The sequence below is a fragment of the Curtobacterium sp. 8I-2 genome (genome assembly GCF_902506155.1).
In the GTDB taxonomy this organism is placed as follows: Bacteria; Actinomycetota; Actinomycetes; order Actinomycetales; family Microbacteriaceae; genus Curtobacterium; species Curtobacterium poinsettiae.
Genome location: NZ_LR732827.1, coordinates 1,198,566 through 1,223,218, shown reverse-complemented (window position 1 = coordinate 1,223,218; position 24,653 = coordinate 1,198,566). Strand labels below are relative to the sequence as shown.

At 71.0% G+C, this 24,653-nt stretch carries 26 protein-coding genes and 1 tRNA gene; 14 read left to right on the top strand and 13 right to left on the bottom strand.

The window, feature by feature from the left end:
* Window positions 1-43 precede the first annotated feature (43 nt).
* From BOSE127_RS09590 to BOSE127_RS09580, 3 genes are all read right to left on the bottom strand, one after another.
* Window positions 44-637, bottom strand: coding sequence for a hypothetical protein (locus tag BOSE127_RS09590; protein ID WP_159557014.1), 594 nt, complete (start codon window positions 635-637; stop codon window positions 44-46).
* An 83-nt stretch (window positions 638-720) separates the two neighbouring features.
* Window positions 721-1,551 (bottom strand): mycothiol synthase, encoded by an 831-nt coding sequence (mshD, locus tag BOSE127_RS09585; protein ID WP_159557012.1) that lies wholly within the window; start codon window positions 1,549-1,551, stop codon window positions 721-723.
* Window positions 1,551-2,234, bottom strand: coding sequence for a response regulator transcription factor (locus BOSE127_RS09580; RefSeq protein ID WP_017888078.1), 684 nt, complete (start codon window positions 2,232-2,234; stop codon window positions 1,551-1,553). The genes mshD and BOSE127_RS09580 overlap by 1 nt, the downstream gene beginning before the upstream one ends.
* A gap of 214 nt (window positions 2,235-2,448) precedes the next feature.
* Here BOSE127_RS09580 and BOSE127_RS09575 point away from each other — a divergent pair, with 214 nt between their 5' ends.
* The 3 genes from BOSE127_RS09575 (at window position 2,449) to ygfZ (ending at window position 4,552) form a co-directional block, all read left to right on the top strand.
* Window positions 2,449-2,730, top strand: a complete 282-nt coding sequence (locus BOSE127_RS09575) for a hypothetical protein (protein ID WP_159557010.1) — start codon at window positions 2,449-2,451, stop codon at window positions 2,728-2,730.
* A gap of 137 nt (window positions 2,731-2,867) precedes the next feature.
* Complete coding sequence (locus BOSE127_RS09570; RefSeq protein WP_071250278.1) at window positions 2,868-3,470, top strand: FABP family protein; 603 nt, start codon at window positions 2,868-2,870, stop codon at window positions 3,468-3,470.
* Window positions 3,470-4,552, top strand: a complete 1,083-nt coding sequence (gene ygfZ / locus BOSE127_RS09565) for a CAF17-like 4Fe-4S cluster assembly/insertion protein YgfZ (protein ID WP_056071812.1) — start codon at window positions 3,470-3,472, stop codon at window positions 4,550-4,552. Before BOSE127_RS09570 ends, ygfZ begins: the two co-directional genes overlap by 1 nt.
* Window positions 4,553-4,648: 96 nt before the next feature.
* Here ygfZ and BOSE127_RS09560 read toward each other — a convergent pair whose 3' ends face one another.
* A complete protein-coding gene (locus tag BOSE127_RS09560) occupies window positions 4,649-5,422 on the bottom strand; it encodes an SAM-dependent methyltransferase (protein WP_017888073.1) in 774 nt (257 codons plus the stop codon).
* Between the two features lie 44 nt (window positions 5,423-5,466).
* On the opposite strand from BOSE127_RS09560, the gene BOSE127_RS09555 reads away from it, so the two are divergent.
* Window positions 5,467-6,213: a phosphoglyceromutase gene (locus BOSE127_RS09555; RefSeq protein ID WP_017888072.1), complete on the top strand. Its 747-nt coding sequence runs from the start codon at window positions 5,467-5,469 to the stop codon at window positions 6,211-6,213.
* Window positions 6,214-6,396: 183 nt separating this feature from the next.
* On the opposite strand, the gene BOSE127_RS09550 is transcribed toward BOSE127_RS09555, so the two are convergent.
* Complete coding sequence (locus BOSE127_RS09550) at window positions 6,397-6,945, bottom strand: AAA family ATPase (RefSeq protein ID WP_159557008.1); 549 nt, start codon at window positions 6,943-6,945, stop codon at window positions 6,397-6,399.
* 31 nt (window positions 6,946-6,976) lie between these two features.
* Window positions 6,977-7,645 carry a phosphate signaling complex protein PhoU gene (gene phoU / locus BOSE127_RS09545; RefSeq protein ID WP_017888070.1) on the bottom strand — a complete coding sequence of 223 codons (669 nt, stop codon included), beginning with the start codon at window positions 7,643-7,645 and terminating at the stop codon, window positions 6,977-6,979.
* 146 nt (window positions 7,646-7,791) lie between these two features.
* Here phoU and BOSE127_RS09540 point away from each other — a divergent pair, with 146 nt between their 5' ends.
* Together BOSE127_RS09540 and BOSE127_RS09535 are read left to right on the top strand one after the other, a co-directional pair.
* Window positions 7,792-8,958 carry a sensor histidine kinase gene (locus BOSE127_RS09540; protein WP_017888069.1) on the top strand — a complete coding sequence of 389 codons (1,167 nt, stop codon included), beginning with the start codon at window positions 7,792-7,794 and terminating at the stop codon, window positions 8,956-8,958.
* Window positions 8,955-9,635 (top strand): response regulator transcription factor, encoded by a 681-nt coding sequence (locus BOSE127_RS09535; RefSeq protein ID WP_017888068.1) that lies wholly within the window; start codon window positions 8,955-8,957, stop codon window positions 9,633-9,635. Before BOSE127_RS09540 ends, BOSE127_RS09535 begins: the two co-directional genes overlap by 4 nt.
* Before the next feature lie 273 nt (window positions 9,636-9,908).
* On the opposite strand, the gene BOSE127_RS09530 is transcribed toward BOSE127_RS09535, so the two are convergent.
* Window positions 9,909-10,511 (bottom strand): hypothetical protein, encoded by a 603-nt coding sequence (locus tag BOSE127_RS09530; protein WP_159557006.1) that lies wholly within the window; start codon window positions 10,509-10,511, stop codon window positions 9,909-9,911.
* A 141-nt stretch (window positions 10,512-10,652) separates the two neighbouring features.
* Between BOSE127_RS09530 and BOSE127_RS09525 the strand changes: the two genes are divergently transcribed.
* The 4 genes from BOSE127_RS09525 to rlmB are packed head-to-tail and all read left to right on the top strand — an operon-like array spanning window position 10,653 to window position 14,875.
* Window positions 10,653-11,135, top strand: coding sequence for a CarD family transcriptional regulator (locus BOSE127_RS09525; RefSeq protein ID WP_017888066.1), 483 nt, complete (start codon window positions 10,653-10,655; stop codon window positions 11,133-11,135).
* A complete protein-coding gene (gene ispD / locus BOSE127_RS09520) occupies window positions 11,132-12,394 on the top strand; it encodes a 2-C-methyl-D-erythritol 4-phosphate cytidylyltransferase (protein WP_442873463.1) in 1,263 nt (420 codons plus the stop codon). The genes BOSE127_RS09525 and ispD overlap by 4 nt, the downstream gene beginning before the upstream one ends.
* A gap of 32 nt (window positions 12,395-12,426) precedes the next feature.
* Window positions 12,427-13,836: a cysteine--tRNA ligase gene (cysS, locus tag BOSE127_RS09515; RefSeq protein WP_042539317.1), complete on the top strand. Its 1,410-nt coding sequence runs from the start codon at window positions 12,427-12,429 to the stop codon at window positions 13,834-13,836.
* 28 nt (window positions 13,837-13,864) lie between these two features.
* Window positions 13,865-14,875: a 23S rRNA (guanosine(2251)-2'-O)-methyltransferase RlmB gene (rlmB, locus tag BOSE127_RS09510; protein WP_017888063.1), complete on the top strand. Its 1,011-nt coding sequence runs from the start codon at window positions 13,865-13,867 to the stop codon at window positions 14,873-14,875.
* A gap of 435 nt (window positions 14,876-15,310) precedes the next feature.
* On the opposite strand, the gene BOSE127_RS09505 is transcribed toward rlmB, so the two are convergent.
* Window positions 15,311-16,627 (bottom strand): DUF4032 domain-containing protein, encoded by a 1,317-nt coding sequence (locus BOSE127_RS09505; protein ID WP_140448498.1) that lies wholly within the window; start codon window positions 16,625-16,627, stop codon window positions 15,311-15,313.
* 84 nt (window positions 16,628-16,711) lie between these two features.
* Window positions 16,712-17,812, bottom strand: a complete 1,101-nt coding sequence (locus BOSE127_RS09500; RefSeq protein ID WP_017888061.1) for an ABC transporter ATP-binding protein — start codon at window positions 17,810-17,812, stop codon at window positions 16,712-16,714.
* A gap of 243 nt (window positions 17,813-18,055) precedes the next feature.
* On the opposite strand from BOSE127_RS09500, the gene BOSE127_RS09495 reads away from it, so the two are divergent.
* Window positions 18,056-18,988, top strand: a complete 933-nt coding sequence (locus BOSE127_RS09495) for a DsbA family protein (protein WP_042539315.1) — start codon at window positions 18,056-18,058, stop codon at window positions 18,986-18,988.
* A 120-nt stretch (window positions 18,989-19,108) separates the two neighbouring features.
* Here BOSE127_RS09495 and ypfJ read toward each other — a convergent pair whose 3' ends face one another.
* Window positions 19,109-20,002, bottom strand: coding sequence for a KPN_02809 family neutral zinc metallopeptidase (ypfJ, locus tag BOSE127_RS09490; protein ID WP_042539313.1), 894 nt, complete (start codon window positions 20,000-20,002; stop codon window positions 19,109-19,111).
* Window positions 20,003-20,080: 78 nt separating this feature from the next.
* Between ypfJ and BOSE127_RS09485 the strand changes: the two genes are divergently transcribed.
* Complete coding sequence (locus BOSE127_RS09485) at window positions 20,081-21,223, top strand: glycerol dehydrogenase (protein WP_042539311.1); 1,143 nt, start codon at window positions 20,081-20,083, stop codon at window positions 21,221-21,223.
* A 13-nt stretch (window positions 21,224-21,236) separates the two neighbouring features.
* Here the strand turns inward: BOSE127_RS09485 and BOSE127_RS09480 are convergent, their stop codons facing one another.
* On the bottom strand, window positions 21,237-22,040 hold the full coding sequence (locus BOSE127_RS09480; protein ID WP_236559529.1) for an NAD(P)H-hydrate epimerase: 804 nt from the start codon (window positions 22,038-22,040) through the stop codon (window positions 21,237-21,239).
* Between BOSE127_RS09480 and BOSE127_RS09475 the strand changes: the two genes are divergently transcribed.
* Together BOSE127_RS09475 and BOSE127_RS09470 are read left to right on the top strand one after the other, a co-directional pair.
* Window positions 22,039-22,824 carry an alpha/beta fold hydrolase gene (locus BOSE127_RS09475; RefSeq protein ID WP_042539307.1) on the top strand — a complete coding sequence of 262 codons (786 nt, stop codon included), beginning with the start codon at window positions 22,039-22,041 and terminating at the stop codon, window positions 22,822-22,824. The genes BOSE127_RS09480 and BOSE127_RS09475 overlap by 2 nt on opposite strands.
* Before the next feature lie 53 nt (window positions 22,825-22,877).
* Window positions 22,878-23,909 carry an aldo/keto reductase gene (locus BOSE127_RS09470; RefSeq protein ID WP_042539305.1) on the top strand — a complete coding sequence of 344 codons (1,032 nt, stop codon included), beginning with the start codon at window positions 22,878-22,880 and terminating at the stop codon, window positions 23,907-23,909.
* 201 nt (window positions 23,910-24,110) lie between these two features.
* Here BOSE127_RS09470 and BOSE127_RS09465 read toward each other — a convergent pair.
* Both BOSE127_RS09465 and msrB read right to left on the bottom strand, forming a co-directional pair.
* Window positions 24,111-24,186 (bottom strand) — tRNA-Thr (locus BOSE127_RS09465).
* Window positions 24,187-24,223: 37 nt separating this feature from the next.
* On the bottom strand, window positions 24,224-24,631 hold the full coding sequence (gene msrB, locus BOSE127_RS09460) for a peptide-methionine (R)-S-oxide reductase MsrB (protein ID WP_017888054.1): 408 nt from the start codon (window positions 24,629-24,631) through the stop codon (window positions 24,224-24,226).
* Window positions 24,632-24,653: the final 22 nt, after the last annotated feature.

The following is a 24,653-nucleotide window of genomic DNA, read 5'->3' as shown; positions in this document are numbered from 1 at the left end:
TTCGTGTGTGGAGGAACGGTCACGACGGACCGAGGTGCTGCGCTCAGCGCGTGAAGACCTGCACGAACGCGCCCCACTGCGCCGGCGCGCGCTGCTCGAGCCACGCGCAGAACTCGGGGTACGCGGCGTCGATGGACAGGACAGTGATCACCCCGCGCTGGCCGTGCACCTTGACGTCCAGGCCGCCGAAGCGGTTCGTCGTGGGCCGGATGTGCTTGATGGCCGCGGGGTCGACGGTCCGGGCGGCACGGAACATCGGCGTGACGACCAGCTGGGTGTCGTACGCCTCGACTCGGCGACGCTTCTGTCCGACACCGAGGTAGACGAAGAGCAACCCGAACAGCCCGAAGGCGACACCGCCGAGCAGCATCCCGGTCGAGTCGGGGTCGTCGAGCAGGGCGAGTGCGGACAGCAGGAACAACCCGCCGACCACGATGACGACGATCCCGACGATCCGGAGCAGCAGGTAGTTCCACCGGCGAGCCCGGACGGTGAAGAGGACGCCGTACGCCTCGTCCCCGACGACCGTCGACGGGGGTCGCTTCCGGTCGCTGTGGCGGACGAGTGCGGTGACGGCGGTGGGGATGGCGACCATCGCGGCCATCGCGAGGAACACCGGCGACGGGTTGAAGTTCACCGCCCTGCCCCCGACCGTGCGTCCGGACGTCGTCGTTCGATGGGCGATCCGCCCTGGTCCCCCTGGATCATGGGCGCAGGGTATCAGTGACCGATGGACTGCTCCGGGGCCGCGTACTGCACGTCGATCGCGTGCTGCGTGAACCCCGAGCGCCGGTACAGCGCGAGCGCCGGCTCGTTGTCCCCCTCGACGTACAGTGCGGCGGCGGTCAGCCCACGGCCGTGCAGCCGGGCGGTTCCCGCACGCATGAGCACACCACCGAGCCGCTGTCCCTGCAGGTCGGGCCGCACGGCGACGGCGTAGAACTCGCCGATGCCGTCCTCGACCTTGAGCCAGCACGACCCGGCGAGCTGCCCGGAGGCATCGCGGAGCAAGAGCAGGTCGTCGCCGGAGAACCAGGCGTCGGCTTCGCGGGCGTGCAGGTCGTCCAGCGTCATCCGCCCCTGCTCGGGGTGGTGCGCGAAGGCTGCGGCGTTCAGCGCGAGCCAGTCGGTCTCGTCATCGGTGCCCGGGCGGAACGCCGACAGGCTGAACCCGTCGGGCAGCTCGACGTCGGCGGCGACGTCTTCCTCGGAGTCGGCGACGGGCGCCCGGAGCTGCAGCAGCGTGCGGACCGCGCGCCAGCCGAACCGGTCGGCCAGCGCCCGCGCTGCCGGGTGGTCCCCGTGCGCCCAGGCGAGCCGGGGAGCGGCCCCGCCGCCCAGCGCGAGCGCCTGCGTCACCAGGGAGGTGCCGATGCCGCGGCCGCGGGCCTCCTGGGCGACGACCATCTCGAGCTCACCGTCACGGACCACGGCGACCCCGTCGTCGACGGACAGGACGCTCGCGCGCCCGGCGCGGACGTCCACCAGGGTCTGGTCGGAGAACGGCGGGGCTTCGCCGGGGGCGACGAAGGCGCCGAGGTCGGGCAGCACTACTGCCCCATCAGGCGCTCGGCCTCGTCGTCGTAGACGTTGAAGCGGTACCCGACGTTGCGGACGGTGCCGATGAGTGACTCGAGGTCCCCGAGCTTGGCGCGGAGCCGTCGGACGTGCACGTCGACGGTGCGGGTGCCACCGAAGTAGTCGTAGCCCCAGACCTCGCTGAGCAGCTGCTCGCGGGTGAAGACGCGTGACGGGTGGGTGGCGAAGAACCGCAGGAGCTCGAACTCCTTGAACGTCAGGTCGAGCGGCCGACCGCGGACCTTGGCGGAGTAGCTGGCCTCGTCGATGACGACACCGGACGCCTGGATCTTCGAGCTCGTCTGGCCCTTCGCGGCACGACCGGCCGACAGGCGGATGCGGGCGTCGATCTCGGCGGGGCCGGCGCTCTCGAGCACGACGTCGTCGACGTTCCAGTCGCTGTTCACCGCGGTCAGACCGCCCTCGGTGACGACGAGCACGATCGGCGTGGTCGACCCCGACGAGGCGAGGATCTTGCACAGGGCCTTCGCGCTGACCAGGTCGGTGCGGGCGTCCACGAACATCAGGTCGCTCTGCGGGGCGTTGACCAGCTGCGCGGCCTCGGCCGGCACGTGGCGGATCCGGTGGCTCAGGAGGCCCAGGCTCGGCAGGACGTCTCCGGGCGCGGTCGAGGTGAGTACCAGGAGCTGTGCCACAGGACCTCCGGAGGTGGATGACGTCGTGGAGACATCCTAGTGATGCTCGGGAAGGACTCATCCGGCCGGACGGATTGCGCGCCGTCCCGCACAGCACCGCACCGGCGGTGCGAGCGTCCCGCACGAGCACCGCACCCGGCGGTGCGAGCGTCCCGCACGAGCACCGCACCCGACGGTGCGAGCATTCCGCACGTCCCCTGTCATGATGGATCGCGTGACCGAGCCCGTGCACCCCACCGACCAGCGTCGCCTGCGGCTGACGTCCGTCCTGCCGGTCTGGGTGCTGGCGTTCGTCGGGGCGGTGCTCGTCCTGACCCTGGCCGAGCGTGACTCGTTCGCCTGGCTGCTGCTCGTCTTCGTCGCCTGCGTCATGGTCAGCTTCGTGCTGCAGCTCATCACCGCCACCAAGGACGGGCTGGTCGAACGGATCAGCATCGCGTCGTCCGGGGCGTTCGTCGTGGTGCTCGTCACCGCGGTGGTGCTCCTGGCGCGTTGAGCTGAGCCGCGTAGACTCCGGACCATGGATTCGCTGCTTGCGCTCGAGCTGTTCTACGTCGGCCTCCTCGGCCTGGCGTCGCTCGCGATCGCGTTCATCTCGGTGGTCGTCGTCGTGAAGCTGTTCAAGGGTCAGCGTTGATCGAGCTGCCCGAAGGCCTCGCCCCCGAACTGGTCCCGCTGTCGTGGCTGGTCGGCGTGTGGGAGGGCACCGGTGTGGTCGAGTACCCGGTCGGTGACGACGACGAGGTCCGGAACTACGAGTTCGGCCAGCGCGTCAGCTTCAGCCACGACGGCCTGCCCTACCTGAACTACTCGTCCACCACGTGGCTGCTCGACGACGACCACACCCCGCTCGCCGCCGAGATGGGCTACTGGCGGATCGACCGTCCGACCGAGCCCGGCGACCGCGGCCCCGCGATGCTCCTGGGCGACGGTCCTACCCCCTTCAGCACGGTCGAGAGCGTCGAGGCGCTCCGCAACACGACCGACGGCTTCGACGTCGAGGCCGCGATCATCCACCCGACGGGCGTCAACGAGCTCTACGTCGGCCGTGTGCTGAAGGGCCGGATCGACCTGTCGACCGACGCCGTGCTGCGCTCGCCGAACGCGAAGGACTACTCCGCCGCGACCCGCCTGTACGGCCTGGTCGAGGGCAAGCTCTTCTGGGCGTGGGACATCGCCGCGCTCGGCCGTGAACTCACCTCGCACGCCTCGGGGCAGCTCGCGAAGGTCGAGTGATGTCGGTGTTCGCCGCGCGGGACGGCTTCGTCGCGGCCGATTCGGTCGCCGCGCACTTCGGCAACCCGATCGGGGAACAGCGACTGCTGTCCCGCGGCCGCGCCGTCGTCGAGCTCGGTCTGGGTGTCGTCACGGTCTCCGGGCCGGACCGCCTGTCGTGGCTCAACTCGATCACCTCGCAGCAGCTCACCGGGTTGCCCACGGGCGTCAGCACCGAGACGCTCGTGCTCGACCAGGCCGGACGCGTCGAGCACGCGGCCCGGATCGTGGACGACGGTGCGACCGCCTGGCTGCTCTCCGAGCGCGCTGACGCAGCGCCGCTCGCCGGCTGGCTCGACTCGATGCGCTTCATGCTCCGGGTCGAGGTCGCCGACCGTTCGGCCGACTTCGTCACCCTCGGCTGGCTCGGCGAGGCCGCACCGTTCGCCTCCGTCGAACTGCCCGAACCACCCGTCGCCGAGTGGGTCGACCCGTGGGGCGTCGTCACGCCCGGCGGGTGGGGCTACGCCGCCCAGGAGGCTCACCCCGGCTCCGACTGGACCCTCCGCATCGCCGTGGTCACCCCCGGCACCGCGGCCGCGATCGCCGCGTCGGACGTCCCCGTCGCGGGGCTCCTGGCGTACGAGGCGTTGCGGATCGCCGCCTGGCGACCGGTCCTGTCCGACGTCGACGAGCGGACGATCCCGCACGAGCTCGACTGGCTGCGTTCCGCCGTGCACCTGTCGAAGGGCTGCTACCGCGGGCAGGAGACCGTCGCCAAGGTCCACAACCTCGGGCACCCGCCGCGTCGGGCCGTGCTGCTGCACCTGGACGGGTCCGACGGCGTGCTGCCGGCACCCGGCACCCCCGTGCTGCTCGACGACAAGCCCGTCGGACGGCTGTCGGCGTCGGCGATCCACCACGAGCTCGGTCCGATCGGGCTCGCCGTGGTGAAGCGTTCCCTCGACCCCACCGCGACCCTGCGGCTCGAGGCCGACGACGTCGTGGTGACCGCGGCGCAGGAGACCATCGTCCCGCCCGAGGCCGGTGCGACGGCGAACGTCCCGCGCCTGCCCCGTCTCGGAGCCGTGAAGCGCTCCTAGCCTGCGCGTTGACGGTCGCAAGACACCGGTGTTCGCCGGTCGCACCGCGGTCCGCGGGTGTTCGGAGCGCGAACACCGGTGTTCTGCGCCGCTGCGTCAGGCGGGCTCGACGGCCGACCAGGGGACGCTGAGCTCGCCGAGCCGCCACCTGGTCACGCCGTGCAGCACCGGCCACCCGCGGCCGCGCATGCCGCGCACCGTGGCGATCCACCGCTGCCGGGGTCCGTACGTGCCGAGCGGAGCCGCGACCGCCCACGACAGGTCGAGGTCGCCGAGGAACGCGTGCACCCGTTCGCCGGGCACGTTGCGGTGGATCAGGGCCTTCGGCAGGCGCTCGGCGACGATCGAGGGCACGTCGAGCCCGGCGAGCCGCAGCGACACCGTGAAGGTCCGTGGCGCGACGTCGTCGAGCGTCACCCACGAGGCGACCCGGCCGACCTCGTTGCAGGTCCCCTCGACGAGCGCACCGCCGGGCTGCAGCCGGTCCTGCATGATCCGCCACGACCCGACCACCGCGGACTCGTCGTACTGCCGCAGCACGTTGAAGGCCCGGATGACGGCGGGTCGGCGCTGCCCGGGCGTCGGCGTCTCGAAGCCACCCAGGCGGAAGGTCACGCCGTCGCGGGTCCCGGCGTTCGCGAGCGCGACCCGCGAGGGCTCGATCTCGATGCCGGTCACCTCGACGTCCGGTCGGACGGCCGCCAGCCGGTCGCGGAGCTCGAGGGTGGTGGTCGGCGATGCCCCGTAGCCGACGTCGGCGACGAGCGGGTCGTCCGTCCGGCGCAGCACCGGCAGGGTCGCGATCCACCGGTCGACGCGGCGGAGCCGGTTGTACCCGGTCGTCCCGCGCGTCACGTTCCCGATGGGCATGCGTCAAGGGTACGGGGCCGGTACCGCTCGGTAGACTCGGAGGCATGACCTCCACGCTCGTCCTGCTCCGTCACGGCAACAGTGACTGGAACCAGAAGAACCTGTTCACCGGTTGGGTCGACGTCCGGCTCAGCGAGCTGGGCGAGAAGGAGGCGAAGCGCGCCGGCGACCTCATCGCCGAGTCCGGCATCGTCCCCGACGTCCTGTACACCTCGCTCCTGACCCGCGCGATCCAGACCGCGGACATCGCGCTGCTGCAGGCCGACCTGGCCTGGCTGCCGGTGAAGCGCGACTGGCGCCTCAACGAGCGCCACTACGGCGCCCTGCAGGGCAAGGACAAGGCCCAGACCCTGGCCGAGTACGGCGAGCAGCAGTTCATGGAGTGGCGCCGCTCGTTCGACGTCCCGCCGCCGCCCATCGCAGACGACGCCGAGTGGTCGCAGTCCGGTGACCGCCGCTACGCCGAGCTCGGCGACCAGCTGCCCCGCACCGAGTCGCTCAAGCTCGTGATCGACCGCCTGCTGCCGTACTGGGAGTCCGACATCACGAAGGACCTCGCCGCTGGCAAGACCGTGCTCGTCACTGCCCACGGCAACTCGCTGCGTGCGCTCGTGAAGCACCTCGACGGCATCTCCGACGATGACATCGCCGGTCTGAACATCCCGACCGGCATCCCGCTGGTGTACGAGCTCGACGACGACTTCACGCCGACGAAGCCCGCGTACTACCTGGACCCCGAGGCCGCCGCTGCCGGCGCCGCCGCCGTGGCCGCCCAGGGCGCCAAGAAGTAGCGCCCACGTAGAACGCCCCGTCCGGCATCCGGGCGGGGCGTTGGTGCGTGTGCCGTGCTTCCCGGAAGCGACAGTGGGCCGCCAACGTTCCGCCGACTCCTGTCGCTCTGCCAGGAGGAACGGATCGCCCCGTCGACGACGTGTCGCTCCGGCAGCATGGTCGGCTCGACGAGCCGTGGCTGGTCAGACGAAGTGCGACGCGATCTCCTGCACCAGGGCCCCGACGTCGTAGGGCTTCGTGGTGTCGACCCGCATCACCGGGACACCGGCGAGCCCGACCGGGTGCGCGTCGTCGCCGTGCTCGTCCCAGAAGGCCAGCACGTCGGCCATGTCCCCGTGCACCTCGTGCCGCACCGGCACGGTGCCCGGGTCGTACCGGTCCCGCAGCCGCTGCTCGGCGGTGACGCGGTCCGTGTCGCACCACACCTCGACGGCGCGCGGCGACCCGGCGGAGGCGAGCCCGGCCTCCAGGCGGCCCCGGTCGCGGGACGGCAGCCAGACGGCGTCGAGGACGACCCCGTTCTCGACGGCCCGGGCCATGGACCACATCGTGTCCATGGCGATGCCGCCGAGCGGACGGGAGGCGATCATCGGGCCGACGACGTCGGCCAGGGGCTCCTTGATGCGGTCCTTCGACAGGAACGGGCAGCCGAGCACCTCGGCGAGTGCCGTGCCGATCGTGCTCTTGCCGGAACCGGGCATGCCGTTGACGATGATCGCGACCTGGGCCATGCCACGATCCTCGCAGACCGATCGGGTCGGGTCAGACCGCCGCGGTCGAGGTGGACGCGCCGGTCCAGTCGCCGGTCGCCAGGTACTCGACCTTCTTCGCGATCGAGACCGCGTGGTCGGCGAAGCGCTCGTGGTAGCGGGAGGCCAGGGTGGCGTCGACCGTGTCGATCGGGCCGCCCTTCCAGGCCTCGCCGAGCACGAAGTCGAAGACGCTGGCGTGCAGCTCGTCGACGGCGTCGTCCTCGTCGCGGATCTCGGCCGACAGTGCGATGTCCTCGGTGGCGAGCAGGCGCGTGAGCTTCTGCGCCATCGCGACGTCGTGCTTGCCCATCTCCTTGAAGGTGCTGCGGAGGCCCTTCGGCACGACCTTCTCGGGGAAGCGCTGGCGGGCGAGCTGCGCGATGTGCTCGGCCATGTCTCCCATGCGCTCGAGCGAGGAGCTGACGCGCAGGGCGGTGACGACGACGCGCAGGTCGCGGGCCACCGGCGCCTGGCGGGCCAGGATGTCGATCGCGATCTCGTCGAGGCTGTTCGCAGCGAGGTCGATCTTCTCGTCATCGGCGATCACCTCTTCGGCGAGGGCGACGTCGGAGTCGCCGAAGGCCTGCGTGGCTCGGGTGATGGCGGACTCGACGAGCCCGGCGATCTCGGTCAGTCGCTCCTGGACGTCCTGGAGTTCCTGCTGGAAGACTTCGCGCATGGGGGAGTACCTCTCTCTGCGTACCGGACGAGTGTCGTCAGCGCAGGTGAACGAACGGTGACGCGGGGCTGAACGCTTCGCGTTCTGGCCTTCCGCGGACGGTGAACGGTACCGGAACCCCGCATGACCATCCCTACACTGGCGGCATGGACAACGCGTGGCTCGTGCCACTGTCGATGCTCCTCGGCGGGGTCTTCGGCGCGGGCGTCGTGGTGCTGATCATCACCGCCGAGCGCACGGCACGTGCTGCCGACGTGGCGGAGCGGACCCTGCCGGACGGTGTCGCAGCGGTCATCTCGACGATGCACAACCCGGCGGTCGTCATCGACCCGTCGAACACCGTCGTCGCGGCATCGCCCCAGGCACTCACCGCGGGGCTCGTCGTGCGCCGACGTCTGGTGCACCAGGAACTGCTCGGCCTGATCGACCGGGTGCGCAAGAGCGGGGAGATGGGTGCGGAGGACCTCGAGCTGCCACGCGGCCGCCACGGGGAGCTCATCGGCTACCTCAGCTTCCGCGCCGCCCAGCTGGGCAACCGGTACGTCCTGCTCACCGCGGACGACCTGACCGAGAGCCGCCGCATCGACGAGGTCCGCCGCGACTTCGTCGCCAACATCTCGCACGAGCTGAAGACCCCGATCGGTGCCATCGGGCTGCTGTCGGAGACGCTCGTGCTCGCCGCCGACGACCCCGCGCACGTCAAGAAGTTCGCCGCGCAGCTCATCACCGAGTCCGAGCGGCTCGGGGCGCTGACGAAGGACATCATCGAGCTGTCCCGCCTGCAGTCGGTCGACGCGCTCGAGAACAGCGAGGAGACCGGCATCGACAAGATCGTGCAGGCCGCCATCGACGGCAACGAGGTCGTCGCCCGCGCCCGGTCGATCGAGATCATCCGCGCCAAGAAGTCGAAGCTGCGGGTGATGGGCGACCCGGGCCTGCTGCAGGTCGCGGTGTCGAACCTCATCGCCAACGCGGTGAAGTACTCGCCGGACGGCACCCGCGTCGGTGTGGGCGTCCGGTCGTCGAAGGGCTTCGTCGAGATCGCCGTCACCGACCAGGGTGTCGGCATCCCCGAGGCCGACCTCGACCGCGTCTTCGAACGGTTCTACCGTGTCGATCCCGCACGGTCGCGCGCCACCGGGGGCACCGGCCTCGGGCTCGCGATCGTCAAGCACGTCGTCAGCAACCACGGTGGTGACGTGCGCGTCTGGTCGCAGTCCGGCAAGGGCTCGACCTTCACCATCCGTCTGCCCGAGGCAGATCCCGAACTGACCACAGCCCTCGAAGAGCAACTGGAAGAGCAGCCATCGTGACCAAGATCCTCATCGTCGACGACGAGCCGGCCCTGAGCGAGCCCCTGGAGTTCCTGCTGCAGCGTGAGGGGTACGAGACCTCCGTCGCTGCCGACGGCGTGACAGCGCTGTCGAAGTTCGACACGGAGAACCCTGACCTGGTGCTCCTCGACCTCATGCTGCCGGGCCTGAGCGGCACCGAGGTGTGCCGGCAGATCCGGACCCGCTCGAACGCGCCGATCATCATGCTGACCGCGAAGGACTCGGAGGTGGACATCGTCGTCGGGCTCGAACTCGGCGCCGACGACTACGTCACGAAGCCGTACTCGACGCGGGAGCTCCTGGCCCGGATCCGTGCGGTGCTCCGACGGCGTACCGAGGACGACCCGGCCGACAGCGGCATCCTGCAGGTCGGCGGCATCCGGATGGACGTCGAGCGCCACACGGTGTCCGTCGACGGGTCCGAGACGCCGATGCCGCTCAAGGAGTTCGAGCTCCTCGAGCTGCTGCTCCGGAACGCCGGCCGCGTGCTGACCCGTGGGCAGCTCATCGACCGGGTGTGGGGGTCCGACTACTTCGGCGACACCAAGACCCTCGACGTGCACATCAAGCGCATCCGCTCGAAGATCGAGCGGGTGCCGTCGACCCCCGAGATCCTGGTGACGGTCCGCGGTCTCGGCTACCGCATCGAGGCCTAGGCCCCGCGACCGGTCACGACTCACCGCGCGTCGTCCTGGGAGTGGTCGCAAGTCGTCGCCTCCGGCGCCTTGCAATGACGGTTCGTGACCACTCGACGAGTGGTCTGCGACGAGTCATGACCGGGCCGCGCGCGAGGGCGCGCGCGACGGCTGGCGACGGCTGGCGACGGCTGGTGTGTGCACCGCACGGACAGGAGGCCCGGTGCCGGTCCCTGGGACCGGCACCGGGCCTCCCGGTCTGCAGTGGTCGAGCGTCGCGTCAGCGCGGACGGACTACTGGCCGTCCGTCGGCGTGGCCGTCGGGGTCGAGGTCGGCAGCGTGACCGTGTCGGTCGGCTCCGGGGTCGGGCTCGGCGCGAGGGTCTGGTACTCCTCCTGCGAGCTGGTCAGCACCGGCACGTTCGCCGAGGTGCCCTCGGCGTCGGGGTAGCTGAAGTAGACCTTGACGAGCGACCCGGGCTTCGCGTCCGCGTTGTCGAACACGATCGGCTCGGCGTCGGTGGCGGTGGTGCCCTGGGTGGTGTCGCCCTCTTGCACGCTCGACTCGGCGTCGCTGCCCGCACCCGCTGCCATGGCGAGGTCGACGTGGCTGTTCGCCGGCACGTCGACGGTCTGGGTGTCGCCGCCGATCTCGATCGAGACGGTGTAGTCGTCCTGGTCGTCGTTGTTCACCAGCGTGCCGATGAAGCGGGCGCTCTCGCCGTCGTCCGAGATCAGCAGGGCGTTCCGCACGTCGACCTTGCCGGTCGAGACGTCCACGCCGTCGGTGATCTGCTTGATGTCGACGGTGTGGGCCGGCGACATGAACTCGCACCCGGTGGCGCCGAGCGCGATGGTTGCCGCAACGGCGACGGACACGAGTACCCGAGGTCGCAAGAGATTCCTCCGTAAGTCACGATGAGGACCGGGCGGTCCCCGCACCCATCCTAGCGATCACCGGGAGGGGTGAGCGTTGAGGGTCCCCTTACCGGAACGGCCCTTGTGGTAAACTGGAGGTCTGGGAACGGAGCCTGATACATGCAATTCGAGGTCGGCGAGACCGTCGTCTACCCCCATCACGGGGCGGCAACCATCTCTGAAGTCAAGACTCGCGTCATCAAGGGCGAGGAAAAGGTCTACCTGAAGCTGCGGGTGACGCAGGGCGACCTGACGATCGAGGTCCCGGCGGACAACGTCGACCTGGTCGGCGTCCGCGACGTGATCGGCAAGGAAGGGCTCGACAAGGTGTTCGAGGTCCTCCGGGCGCCGTTCACGGAAGAGCCCACGAACTGGTCACGCCGGTACAAGGCGAACCTCGAGAAGCTCGCTTCCGGTGACGTCATCAAGGTGTCCGAGGTCGTCCGCGACCTCTGGCGGCGCGATCAGGACCGCGGGCTCTCCGCGGGTGAGAAGCGGATGCTGGCCAAGGCCCGGCAGATCCTGATCTCCGAGCTCGCGCTGGCCGAGAAGACCGACGAGGACAAGGCATCGACCGTCCTCGACGAGGTCCTGGCCTCCTGAACGCTGAACCACTGAGCGCGACAGCACGAACGACGACCGCACGGTTCCCCGACGGGGTGGACCGGGCGGTCGTCGTCGTTGCAGCGGGGTCCGGCACCCGGCTCGGCATCGGGACGGCGAAGGCGTTCGTGCCCGTGGCCGGTTCGCTGATGCTCGCGCGGGCACTCGAGCCGCTGTTCGCGTTGCCGTCGCCGACGCTCGTCGTCGTGGTCGCACCGGCGCCGCACCTGGACGAGTGCCGGCAGGTGGTCGGTTCCGTCGCGGGTGCTGCGGTCGCGTACACGGCCGTCGTGGCCGGAGGCGCGGATCGCCACGGTTCGGTCGAGGCCGGCCTGGCCGTGCTGCCGGACTCCGTCACCACGGTGCTCGTGCACGACGCGGCACGGTGCCTGACACCCGCGGCGCAGTTCGCGCGGGTGTTCGACGCCGTCGCCGCCGGGGACGGTGCGGGCGTCGTGCCGGCACTCCCCGTCACGGACACCGTGAAGCGCGTCGACGGTGACGTCGTCGTCGAGACCGTCGACCGTGCCGCACTCGTCGGGGTGCAGACGCCGCAGGGCTTCCCCCTCGCCGCACTCCGGCGGGCGTACGCGGTTTCGTCGCAGTCCGAGACGGACGATGCCGGCGTGTTCCAGGCCGTCGGGGGCACCGTCCGGTTTGTACCGGGTGACGCCGACGCCTTCAAGATCACGACGCCGTGGGACCTCGGCCGGGCCGAGTCGATCGCGCGGGCGCGGTCCGAAGCCGGTGCTGGTGCTGGTGCGGCGGGTGCCGGCCAGGCGGACACCGTCGCGGTCCGACTCGGGCTCGGGGTGGACGTGCACGCCTTCGACGACGCCTCGCCCTGCCGCGTCGGGCTGCTCGACTTCCCCGGCGAACCCGGGCTCTCCGGGCACAGCGACGGCGACGCGGTGGCGCACGCGGTGTGCGACGCCCTGCTCTCCGCCGGGGGCCTCGGCGACATCGGCGGCCGCTTCGGCACCGCCGACCCGCAGTACGCCGGCGCCACGGGCGACGTCTTCGTCCGCGGCGCGGTCACGCTGCTCGCCGACGCGGGGCTCGTGCCGGTGTCGGTCACCGTGCAGGTCATCGGCAACCGGCCGCGCATCGGTCGTCGCCGTGACGAGATGCAGGACGCCCTGTCCGCCGTGGTCGGCGCACCCGTGGCGGTGTCCGGCACCACGACGGACGGACTCGGGTTCACCGGCCGCGGTGAGGGGCTCGCCGCGATCGCCACCGCGCTCGTGCGTCCCTCCTGAAACCGCGGCCCCGCGCCGATTAGGGTTGAGGCGTGACCGTTCGCCTCTACGACTCCCGCGCCGCAGCCGTCGTCGACCTCGTGCCCCTGGTCGACGGACACGTGAGCGTCTACGTCTGTGGGCCGACGGTGCAGTCGTCGCCGCACATCGGGCACCTGCGGTCCGCGCTGGTCTACGACATCTGGCGCCGGTGGCTCACCCACCGCGGGTACCGGGTGACCCTGGTGCGCAACGTCACCGACATCGACGACAAGGTCCTCGACCTGGCCGCCGGCACGGACGAAGCGTGGTTCGCACGCGCCTACCGGGTCGAGCTCGAGTTCACCGCCGCGTACAACGCCCTCGGCATCCTGCCCCCGACCTACGAGCCGCGTGCCACGGCGAGCGTGCCGCAGATGCACGAGATCATCCAGCGTCTCATCGACCGCGGGCACGCCTACGCCGCCGACGACGGCTCGGGCGACGTCTACTTCGACACCGGCAGCTGGGCCGACTACGGGGTGCTCACCCGGCAGCGGCGCGAGGACATGGTCGAGGCTGCCGACGCCGATCCGCGTGGCAAGCGCGACGCCCGTGACTTCGCGCTCTGGAAGGGTGCGAAGCCCGGCGAACCGTCGACCGCCAACTGGGACTCCCCGTGGGGCGCCGGCCGTCCGGGCTGGCACATCGAGTGCTCGGCGATGTCACGTCGGTACCTCGGCCCGGCGTTCGACATCCACGGCGGCGGGCTCGACCTGCGCTTCCCGCACCACGAGAACGAGCTCGCGCAGTCCACGGCCGCCGGGGACCCGTTCGCGTCGTACTGGCTGCACAACGGCCTGGTGACGGTCGAGGGGCAGAAGATGTCGAAGTCGCTCGGCAACTCGATCTTCGCCGCGGACTTCATCGGATCTGCTCGTCCCGCGGTCGTCCGGTACTTCCTCGGCGCCGCCCACTACCGCTCGTCGATCGACCACCACGAGGGCTCCCTGGCCGAGGCCGAGGCGGCGTACGACCGCATCGCCGGGTTCCTGGAGCGCGCCGAGCCCCGGCTCGAGGGCGTCCACCTCACCGATGCCCCATCCGTGCCCGAGGCCTTCGCCGCGGCCATGGACGACGACCTCTCCGTGCCCCAGGCCCTGGCCGTGCTGCACGAGACCGTGCGCACCGGCAACGCCGCCCTGGACGCCGACGATGCGGAAACGCTCGGGACCGCGTACCATCAGGTGGCTGCGATGGTGGAGGTGCTCGGCATCGACCCGCGAGCCGCCCACTGGTCGGGCGGCGGCCACGACACCTCGGCAGGCCCGCTCGCCGCCCTCGTCGAACGCCTCGTGCAGGAGCGCGCGGACGCCAGGGCAGCACGGGACTTCACCGCGGCCGACCGCGTGCGCGACGACCTCGCCGCCGCGGGCATCACGATCGAGGACACGCCGTCCGGAACACGCTGGAGCATCGCCTGAACACGGCAGTGCCGAACAGGAGCTACGCATGAAGAACGTCTCGGGAAGCAAGAAGGGTCGGCCCGGCGCCGTCCGCGCCGGTCGCAAGGGCAACAAGCAGGTCGGTTCCGGCGGACAGGGCGCGCAGGCGCTCGAGGGCCGCAAGCCGACCCCGAAGGCCGAGGACCGCCCGTACCACCCCGCGGGCAAGCGCAAGGCCGCGAAGGACCGCTTCGAGGCAGCCAAGGGTCGGCACGGTTCCTCGAGCACCCCGCAGGGTCGCACCGGCCGTCCGCCGGCACGCAAGACCGACGACTCCGAGCTGGTGACCGGGCGCAACTCGGTGCTCGAGGCGCTGCGCACGAAGACCCCGTCGTCGACGCTCTACATCGCGTCGCGCATCGAGGTCGACGACCGTGTGAAGGAGATCCTCGCGCTCGCGAACCACCGTGGCGTGCCGATCATCGAGCTCATGCGTCCCGAGCTCGACCGCATCACCGGGCACGACAGCGTGCACCAGGGAGTCGCCCTCAAGGTGCCGGCGTACCAGTACGCCGTGTCCGAGGACATCGTCGAGCAGGCGTTCTCGCGCGACCAGGTCCCGCTGCTCGTCGCCCTCGACGGCATCACGGACCCCCGTAACCTCGGTGCGATCATCCGCTCGACCGCGGCGTTCGGCGGACACGGTGTCATCGTGCCGCAGCGTCGCTCGGTCGGTGTGACGGCGTCGGCGTGGAAGACCTCGGCCGGTGCCGCGGCCCGCACCCCCGTCGCGATGGCCCCGAACCTGACGCAGACCCTGAAGTCGCTCAAGTCGATGGGCCTGTTCGTCCTCGGGCTCGATGGCGACGGCGACGTGGAGCTCGACGGCCTCGAGCTCGCCGACCGCCCGATCGTGATCGTCGTCGGTTCCGAGGGCAAGGGCCTGTCGCGCCTGGTCACCGAGACCTGCGACGCCATCGTGTCGATCCCGATCTCGAGCGCCACCGAGTCCCTGAACGCCGGCATCGCCGCGAGCGTCACCCTGTGGGAGGTCGCGCGGCGCCGCCGCACCGCGTAGCCCCGGCGCTTCGTCCGCAGGAACGGCCGCCTCCCCTCGTGGGAGGCGGCCGTTCCTGCGTGCGGCGCCGGCCGGGGCAGGCCCGACGGGTCAGGACACGTCGGATGATGCCCGCCGGCAGGTCACGAGTCGTCGCTGCGCGACGCCGCTGGCGACGGTTCGTGACCGGCCGGCGTGCACCTGGCGGGGTGTCGTGACCGCTCGACGTCCAACGGCACCACCGGCGGTGCAGGTGACGGTCTGGAGGGCCGGCACCGGTCTCCGGGACGCACGCCGGGCCTCCAGGCGGTCGCGTTCTCGAACCCCGAGCGGTCACGGCCCGTCGGCGGGTGTCGGCCGTGTGGTCACGCGTCGTCGCTGCGCGACGCCGCCGGCGACGGTCTGCGACCGGTCGGCGCCCACCCGCCGGGGCGTCGTGACCGACCGGGGACCGCGTCAGACGGTGGCGCGCCAGTCGTCCACGTCGTCGGACTCGTCGGACTCATCGGCGGCGTCGTCGTCGAGCACCGGGATCGGCACGGTGATCGACGAGGTCGGCGGGTTGATGAGCAGGCGCTCGTCGCGACGGTGGCGGAGCACGTCGTTGATGTACGCGGTCGTGGCCTCGGGCAGGGAGACGGAACGCTCCTCCTGCTGGGACATGAACCAGCGGTGCTCGAGCAGCTCGTGGAACACCTCGGCGGGTTCGAGCCGACCGCGCAGGTCACGGGGGATCGACCGGACGACGGGCTCGAAGACCCGTGAGACCCACTCGTGCGCCACCATCTCCTCGTCGAGTTCGTCACGGCCGTTGCGGGCACGGTACGAGTCGAGGTCGTTGAGCAGGCGCCGGGCCTGGTTCTCGCCGGCGTCGAGCCCGGTGAGCCGCAGCAGTCGGCGCTGGTGGTGCCCGGCGTCGACGACCTTCGGCTGGATCCGGACCTGCGAGCCGCCCTCGGTCGTGTGGATCGACAGTTCTTCGATGTCGAAGCCGAGCTCGTTCAGGCGCTCCACGCGGTCGTTGATGCGCCAGCGTTCCTTGATGTCGAACTGCTCGGTGCCGGTGAGCTCGGTCCAGAGCGTGCGGTACTGGGCGACGATGCGGTTCGAGACGTCCACGGGGTCGGCGTTCTCGTCGAGCCGTCCGCCGGCCTCCAGGTCGAGGAGCTCGCCGGCGATGTTCACGCGGGCGACCTCGAGGTCGTTCTCGCGCTGGCCGTTCGACAGCCCGCCGGGGTAGAGCTTGCCGGTCTCCGCGTCGACCAGGTACGCGGCGAAGGCGCCGGCGTCGCGACGGAACAGCGTGTTCGACAGGGACACGTCGCCCCAGTAGAAGCCGATGACGTGCAGGCGGACGAGCAGCAGCGCGAGGGCGTCGACCAGACGGGTGGCGGTCTCCGGGCGCAGTGTCTGCGAGTAGAGCGCACGGTAGGGCAGCGAGAACCGCAGGTGACGGGTCACGAGCACAGGGTGCAGTGGTTCACCGTCGGCATCGGCGCGGTTCGTGATGACCGCGACCGGGTCCACACACGGCACGTCCATGCGCTGCAGGGTCCGGAGCATCTCGTACTCGGACCGGGCGACCTCCTCGCCGGTCTCCTTCACCGCGGCGACGTACCCGCTCAGGTGCACGAACCGCACGAGGTGCCGTGAGATGCCCTTCGGCAGCGCGACGATCGCGTCGTCGGGCCAGTCGGCGAGCGGCAGGTCCCACGGCAGGTCAAGCAGGCCGGGGTCGACGGTGGCGGCGGTGATGGACATCGAGTCGGGCACGGTGGTTCCTCTGGTGTCGGGGACAGCCGAGAGCCCGCGTCCGGCCTGGTGAGGCGGGCGCGGGCTCTCGGGGGAGTGCGCTGGTTACGCGCTGACGACGGCCTTGTCGTCGAGGCGGTCGCCCGACTCGGTGTCGAAGGCGTGCACGTGGCCCTGCTTCGGCGTGATGACGATCGTGTCACCGATCGACGGGTGCGCACGACCGTCGACGCGGGCGACGATGTCGGCGCGCTGGCCGTTCACGTCGGCGTGACCGTAGAGGTAGCCGTCGGCGCCGAGCTCCTCGACGACGTCGACCGTGACGGGCAGGCCCTCGCCGGACTGCGACACGACGACGTCCTCGGGGCGGATGCCGACCGTGATCTGTGCGGCACGGGCGTTCGACAGCGTGTCGCGGTCGATCGCGTGGTTGAGCGTGCCGAACTTGATGCCGCCCTCGATGACGTCGGCGGGCAGCAGGTTCATGGCCGGCGAACCGATGAAGCCGGCGACGAACACGTTGTTCGGCTTCTCGTACAGGTCGCGCGGGGTGCCGACCTGCTGCAGGATGCCGTCCTTGAGCACCGCGATGCGGTCACCCATGGTCAGTGCCTCGGTCTGGTCGTGCGTGACGTAGACCGTGGTGACGCCGAGACGACGCTGCAGCGACGCGATCTGCGTGCGGGTCTGGACGCGGAGCTTGGCGTCGAGGTTCGACAGCGGCTCGTCCATGAGGAACACCTGCGGCTGACGGACGATCGCACGGCCCATCGCGACGCGCTGACGCTGACCACCGGAGAGCGCCTTCGGCTTGCGGCCGAGGTAGTCCTCGAGGTCGAGGAGCTTGGCGGCTTCCTGCACGCGGGTGGCGCGCTCTTCCTTGCCGACGCCGGCGATCTTGAGCGCGAAGCCCATGTTCTCGGCGACGGTCATGTGCGGGTACAGCGCGTAGTTCTGGAACACCATCGCGATGTCGCGGTCCTTCGGCGGGACGTCCGTGACGTCGCGGTCGCCGATGCGGATCTGACCGGAGTTGACCTCTTCGAGGCCGGCCAGCATGCGGAGCGAGGTGGACTTGCCGCAGCCCGAGGGGCCGACGAGGACGAGGAACTCGCCGTCGGCGACGTCCAGGTCGAGGGAGTCGACCGCGGGACGGTTGCCTCCGGGGTAGAGACGGGTTGCCTTGTCATAGGTGACGGACGCCATGAGCGTTCGGTCCTTCCTTCACCGGCAGGTACGTGCCGGACGATCCGAGTGAAGCGGTGTGCCCGTACGGGCCCCGGACAGTCGTCGTCGACTGTCGAGCTTCATACAACACGAGTTCACCCGGGTGCGCCAGTGTTTTCCCCCTTGGTCGGCTGCTTCCCAGAGCGCCCCACTACAATCGCCGGGTCCGTCCGCCGAGCAGGGGAACGCCGAGCGGACACCGATCAGGAGGACGACGCACCGATGAACAACCGCCCCGAGGGTGCTGCCCGCGCCGCGCGGAACGAGCGCCGTGAAGCCGCCCGCCAGCGAGCCCAGCGTGCCCGGACCCAGCAGAAGCGACGCCAGCGCGGTGTCCGGCTCGGACTGCAGATCGGGCTCGGGGTCGTGCTCCTCGCCGCCGCGACGATCGTCACGCTCGTCCTCGTCGACTCCGTGAAGCCCGCCGGGCCCGGACCGTCGACGATGTCGCAGGGCGGCATCACGATCGGACAGGACCTGAAGCCGGTCACCGCGTCCGCGTCCGGATCGGCCTCTGCCGCCCCGAGCAACACCGAGACCGACGGTGCCGGCACCGTCCGGATCACCCTGTACGTCGACTACCTCTGCCCCGGCTGCGGCCAGTTCGAGCGGGCCAACGGTGACTACATCAAGGACCTGGTCGACTCCGGGGCGGCCACGGTCGACATCCACCCGGTCGCGATCCTGTCGAACCGCTCGCAGGGCACGAAGTACTCGCTCCGCGCCGCGAACGCCGCTGCCTGCGTCGCCGAGCACTCGCCCAACCAGTTCTACGCGGTCAACCAGGCGCTCTTCGCGAAGCAGCCGGACGAGGGCACGCCGGGCCTGACGGACGCGGAGCTCACCGACGTCGTCACGGGTGTGCAGGGACTCCAGGAGCGCAGCGCCGTCCGGAGCTGCATCACCGACCAGGACTACGCCAAGTGGGTGGACGAGCAGACGTCGAAGGTGTCCGACGGCACCATCCCCGGGTCGACGCTCAAGGAGTTCCCCGGCACGCCGCTCGTGCTCGTGAACGGCCAGCGGTACGAACTGACCTCGCCGGTCACGAACGACGACTTCCGCACCTTCGTGGTGACGGCCGCCGGGACGACCGACGCGACCCCGACGCCCACCCCGAGCGCGACCCCGACGCCCACGCCGACCAAGCGCTGACGTCCGGACGAGCGCTGACGTCCGGACGAGCGCTGACGTCCGGACGAGCGCTGCCGCGCTGACCACGGACGGGAGGCCCGGTGCCAGCTGGCACCGGGCCTGACGTCCGCAACGGCGCGGCTACAGGGCCGAACCCGGGATGCTCAGGGTGTCGCAGTGCGTCGCACCCTGCTGGTAGCCCCGCAGGAACCAGCGCTGCCGCTGCTCGCTCGACCCGTGCGTGAACGAGTCCGGGTCGACGCGGCCGGTCGCACGCTCCTGGATGCTGTCGTCGCCCACCGCACTCGCCGCCGACAGGGCGTCCGTGATCTGTGTGCGGGTGATCGGCTCGAAGAAGGTCTCGCCGTCCGCGTCCTCGGTGGTCGCGGCGTCGCCGACCCAGGCTCCGGCGTAGCAGTCCGCCTGCAGCTCGACGCGGACGCTGTCCGACGACGCCCCCGTGCCGGAGCGGTCGGTGCTCGCGAAGGACCCCTGCAGCTGCTGGATGTGGTGCCCCCACTCGTGCGCGACGACGTACATCTGCGCGAGCGGACCGCCTGACGAGCCGTACTGCGACTGCAGGTCGTCGTAGAACGCGGTGTCCAGGAAGACCGCGCGGTCCGGCGGGCAGTAGAACGGGCCGGTCGCGGCGGACGCCTGCCCGCACGCGGTGTCGGTGGAGTCCTGGAACAGGAAGAACTCCGGCGAGGTGTAGGAGATGCCGAGGGATCGCGCCTCGGACGTCCAGTAGGCGTCGAGGGACTCGGCTGCGCCCTCCATCCGGCATTCGACGCGCAGGTTGGCATCCCGCCCGGTCCGGCACTCGGGGGCGGCGTCGGCGGACTCGCCCCCCTGCTGGATCGTCGTCAGACCGTTGCCGCCGCCGACGATCCCGCTCAGGTCGACCCCCGTGAACTGCAGGATCAGGAACACCACGACGGCGCCGACACCCACGGCACCACCGCCGATCGCCGTGGTGCGACCCCGCCGCTTGACCTTGCCGCCCCGGAGCCGAGCATCGTCGTTGAACGTCATGGCCCCGCGTACCGTCGGCGGCGTCGGCCACCCCGACACCTGTCGTACACCTGTCGCACAACCGGAAGGAACCGCACGATGGCCACTCCCATCAGCACCGTGATGAGCCCCGCCCGCTACGTCCAGGGCAAGGACGCGATCACCCGCGTCGGCGAGTTCATCGCCCCGATCGGCAAGCGGCCCCTGATCGTCGCCGACGACGTGGTCTGGAGCATCGTCGAGACCGCCGTGACCGAGAGCTTCCGGTCCGCCGACCTGGCCGTCGAGCGTGTCGGGTTCGGCCGCTTCGCCACCCCCGAAGCCGTCGACGAGCTCGTCGAGCAGATCGCCGCGAAGGACGCCGACGTCATCGTGGGACTCGGCGGCGGCTCCGCCATCGACGCCGCGAAGGCCGCCGGACACCTGGCCGGCATCCGGTGGGCGAGCGTCCCGACGGCCGCGTCCACCGACGCCCCCACCTCGGCGCTCGCCGTCATCTACACCGCCGAGGGCGAGTTCATCGAGTACCGCTTCTTCCCGCACAACCCGGACCTCGTGCTCATCGACACCAGGCTCGTCGCCAACGCCCCGGTGCAGTTCCTGGTCGCGGGCATCGGCGACGCGCTGGCGACCTGGGTCGAGGCCCGTGCCGCGAAGCGTGCCAACGCCGACACCATGGCCGGCGGCCTGCAGACCCAGACCGGCGTCGCGCTGGCCGAACTGTCGTGGCGGCTCCTGCACGAGAACGCCCTGCAGGCCATCGAGGCCGTCAAGTCCAAGGTCGTCACCCCCGCGCTCGAGAAGGTCGTCGAGGCGAACACGCTGCTGTCCGGCCTGGGGTTCGAGTCGGGCGGGCTCGCCGCCGCCCACGCGATCCACAACGGGCTGACCGCCGCTCCGCAGGCCCACGGCCTGGCGCACGGGCAGAAGGTCAACATCGGCACGATCGCGCAGCTCGTGCTCGAGGGCGCCCCGGCGGAGGAGATCGAGGACTTCGTCGTCTTCACCACGAAGGTCGGCCTGCCGAACACCCTGACCGAGATCGGCCTGACGGTGGACGACCGCGACGTGCTGCAGGCCGTGGCCGAGGCCGCGACGGCGGAGGGCGAGACCATCCACAACATGCCGTTCCCCGTCACGCCGGAGCTCGTGGTCGACGCCCTGGTCGCGATCGAGGGCATCGCGCGCAGCATCCGCGCCGAGCACGGTCTGCCGGAGCCCGTGCTGTACGAGCACCACTGACCCCGGCGCGGGATCAGGTGCGGATCAGCGGTTCCATCGTCGCCAGGTCCGCACCGATCCCGACGTCGACGAGTTCGATCCGACCCGCGAGGGTGGCGGCGGGTCCGGTCAGCAGTCCGGCCTTCACGCCGCCGAACGTGACGGTGACGTCGGCGTGCAGGACGTGGTCGTCCGCGACGCCGCCGGTGTCCACGTCGACGCCGCTCGGCACGTCGACCGCGACGACGAACGGCGCGCGCTGGTCGCGGGCGAGCTCGAGGATCGCGTCCACGACCTCGTGGGCGGGGGACCGCAGTGCGGTCGCGCCGTGCACCCCGATGCCGAGGATGCCGTCGAGCACCAGGTCGGCCTCGAGTGCCGCCTCGGTCGCGACGTCGGCCAGGCGCTCGCCGTCGCTCCGGCCGGCTGCCCGCAGGATGTCGGCCGCTCCGCCCGCGTTCGGTCCCGAGGTGCCGGACGCGCCGTCGAGCAGACGGGCGCCGGCGTCCAGCGCCGCTGCCAGGCCGGCCGCGTGGACACGGGAGCCGACACGCAGGACCGCCACGTGCCTCCCGGCCGCTGCCAGGCGAGCACCCGCGAACAGGGCGTCCCCGCCGTTGTCGCCGCTGCCCGCCAGCACGAGGACCGATCCCGGCCCGTCGACCGGCCGCACGGCCGGGTCGTCCAGCAGGTCGCCGACGATGCGCGCGAGCCCTGCGGCGGCTCGCTGCATGAGCGGTTCCCCCGCGTCGAGGTGGGGGCGTTCCGCCGCCCGGATCTGATCGCCGCCGTAGCCGTCCATGGCGACCACACTGCCCCGATACGCTGGAGAGGACATGTCACTCGTCCCCGAAGCGCCCCGCCCCCGGTTCGTGATGTCGCCCGACGGGCTGCGACTCGCGACCTACGACTTCGGCGACCCCGACGCCCCGGCCGTCATCGCGGTGCACGGGTTCGCCTCCGGCGCGGTGCTCAACTGGCACGCATCGGGCTGGACGCGACACCTGGTCCGTGCCGGCTACCGCGTGCTGGCGCTCGACCAGCGGGGGCACGGCGCGAGCGCGAAGCCGCACGACCCGGGTGCCTACTCGATGGACCTGCTCGTCGCCGACGTCACCACGGTCATCGACACGTACCTGCTCGACGACGTCGCGTACCTCGGCTACTCGCTCGGCGCCCGCGTCGGCTGGCACACCGCCGAACGCCTGCCCGGCCGGATCTCGCGAGCGGTCTTCGGCGGGATCCCGGACGCCGACCCGATGCGCCGCGTCCGCGTCGACCAGGCGAAGGCCTACATCGCCGACGGCACCCCGATCGAGGACCGCGTGACGAACGGCTACCTGACGATGGCGGGCAACGTCGAGGGCAACGACCTCGGCGCGCTCGTGGCCATGGTCGAGGGGATGCGGAACAGCATCGAGCCGACCCCGCAGAACGCCCCGGCGCAGCCGCTCCTGATCGCGGCCGGCAGCGAGGACGGCATCCGCGACAGTGCGGTCCGGCTCGCCGAGGCCGCACCGGACGCCACCTTCTTCGAGATCCCGGGGCGCAACCACTTCAACGCACCGACCTCGCGGCCGTTCCGCGAAGCGGCGCTGCGGTTCCTGTCCGCCCCGCGCTGAGGGGTACTCGTGGGTCCCCTCGGTCGGACCCCACCGGGCGTACCGTCCCCGCCATGGACTACAGACTCCTCGGCAACAGCGGGACATCGGTGTCGACGCTGACCCTCGGCACCATGACGTTCGGCAGCGAAGCCGACGAACCCACCTCACACGCCATCCTCGACGCCTTCGTGGCCGCCGGTGGCACGCTCGTCGACACGGCGGACGTCTACTCCGGCAACGAGTCCGAGCGGATCATCGGCCGCTGGCTCGCAGCACATCCCACCGAGGCGGCGCAGGTCGTCCTCGCCACCAAGGGCCGGTTCCCGCAGGGCGACGGTCCGAACGACCTCGGGCTGTCCCGACGACACCTGCGCGTGGCCCTCGACGCCTCGCTCGAACGGCTCGGCGTCGACCACATCGACCTGTACCAGATGCACGCCTGGGACGCCCTGACCCCCATCGACGAGACCCTGCGGTTCCTCGACGACGCCGTGTCCGCCGGCAAGATCGGCTCGTACGGGTTCTCGAACTACCTCGGCTACCAGGTCACCAAGGCCGTCTACGAGGCGAAGGCGCACGGCTGGGCACCGCCGGTCACCCTGCAGCCGCAGTACAACCTGCTCGTCCGCGACATCGAGCACGAGGTCGTGCCCGCCTGCCTCGACGCCGGCATCGGCCTGCTGCCCTGGTCGCCCCTGGCCGGCGGCTGGCTGTCGGGCAAGTACCAGCGCGACGAGGCCCCGTCCGGCGCCACCCGCCTGGGCGAGAACCCGGAGCGCGGCATGGAGGCGTGGGAGGCCCGCAACGGCGACGAGCGCACATGGGAGGTGCTCGACGCCGTCTCCGAGGTGGCCGACGCCCACGACGCGTCGAAGTCGCAGGTCGCACTCGCCTGGCTGCTGGCCCGGCCCGCGGTCACGAGCGTGATCCTCGGTGTCCGCACCCTGTCGCAGCTCGAGGACAACCTCGGTGCCGCCGACCTGGTGCTCACCGACGACGAGCTCGCCCGGCTGATCGACGCCAGCGCGCCCCGCATCGACGACTACCCCTACGGCACCGCGGGCGTCGCGCAGCGGGAGCGGAAGATCACCGGCGGGCGCTGAGCGGACAGGGCCGCTCCGCGTTCGTGCACATCGTGCGGATTTCCGCGGATGTGGGGTCAGGGTGTGGACGCGCGGGTCGGTGAGGTGTCATCCTCGTCGCACGACCGGCTGGTTACCGCGTCCAGCGCCCGGAACGCCCCCTGATCCGCGTTCCGTGTGCCGATGCCCCGGGCGAGACTTCGCCCGGGGCATCGCTTCGTCTGGGGCCGGCAGCGGGACTTGAACCCGCAACCCCCGTATTACAAGTACGGTGCGCTACCAATTGCGCCATGCCGGCTGACGCCGCTCATCCTACCGGTGAGGGCGTCCGGGGCTCACTCGCCCGACTTCTCCGAGAAGTTCAGCGAGATCGAGTTCATGCAGTACCGGTCACCGGTGGGGGTGCCGAACCCGTCGGGGAACACGTGGCCCAGGTGCGAACCGCAGCTCGCGCACCGGACCTCGGTCCGGGCCATGCCGAGCGAGTTGTCCTCGATGAGCTGCACGGCGTCGGGGTTCACCGACTCGTAGAACGACGGCCAGCCGCAGCCGGAGTCGAACTTCGTGCCGCTCTTGAACAGCTCCGCGTTGCAGGCCGCACAGGTGTAGACGCCGGCGCGCTCCTCGTCGAGGAGTTCACCGGTCCACGGTCGTTCGGTCCCCGCCTGGCGGAGGACGGCGTACTGGTCCGGGGAGAGCTCCTCGCGCCACTGGGCGTCGGACTTGTCGACGTTGTATGCCATTGGTTCCTCCTGCTTCCGGTCG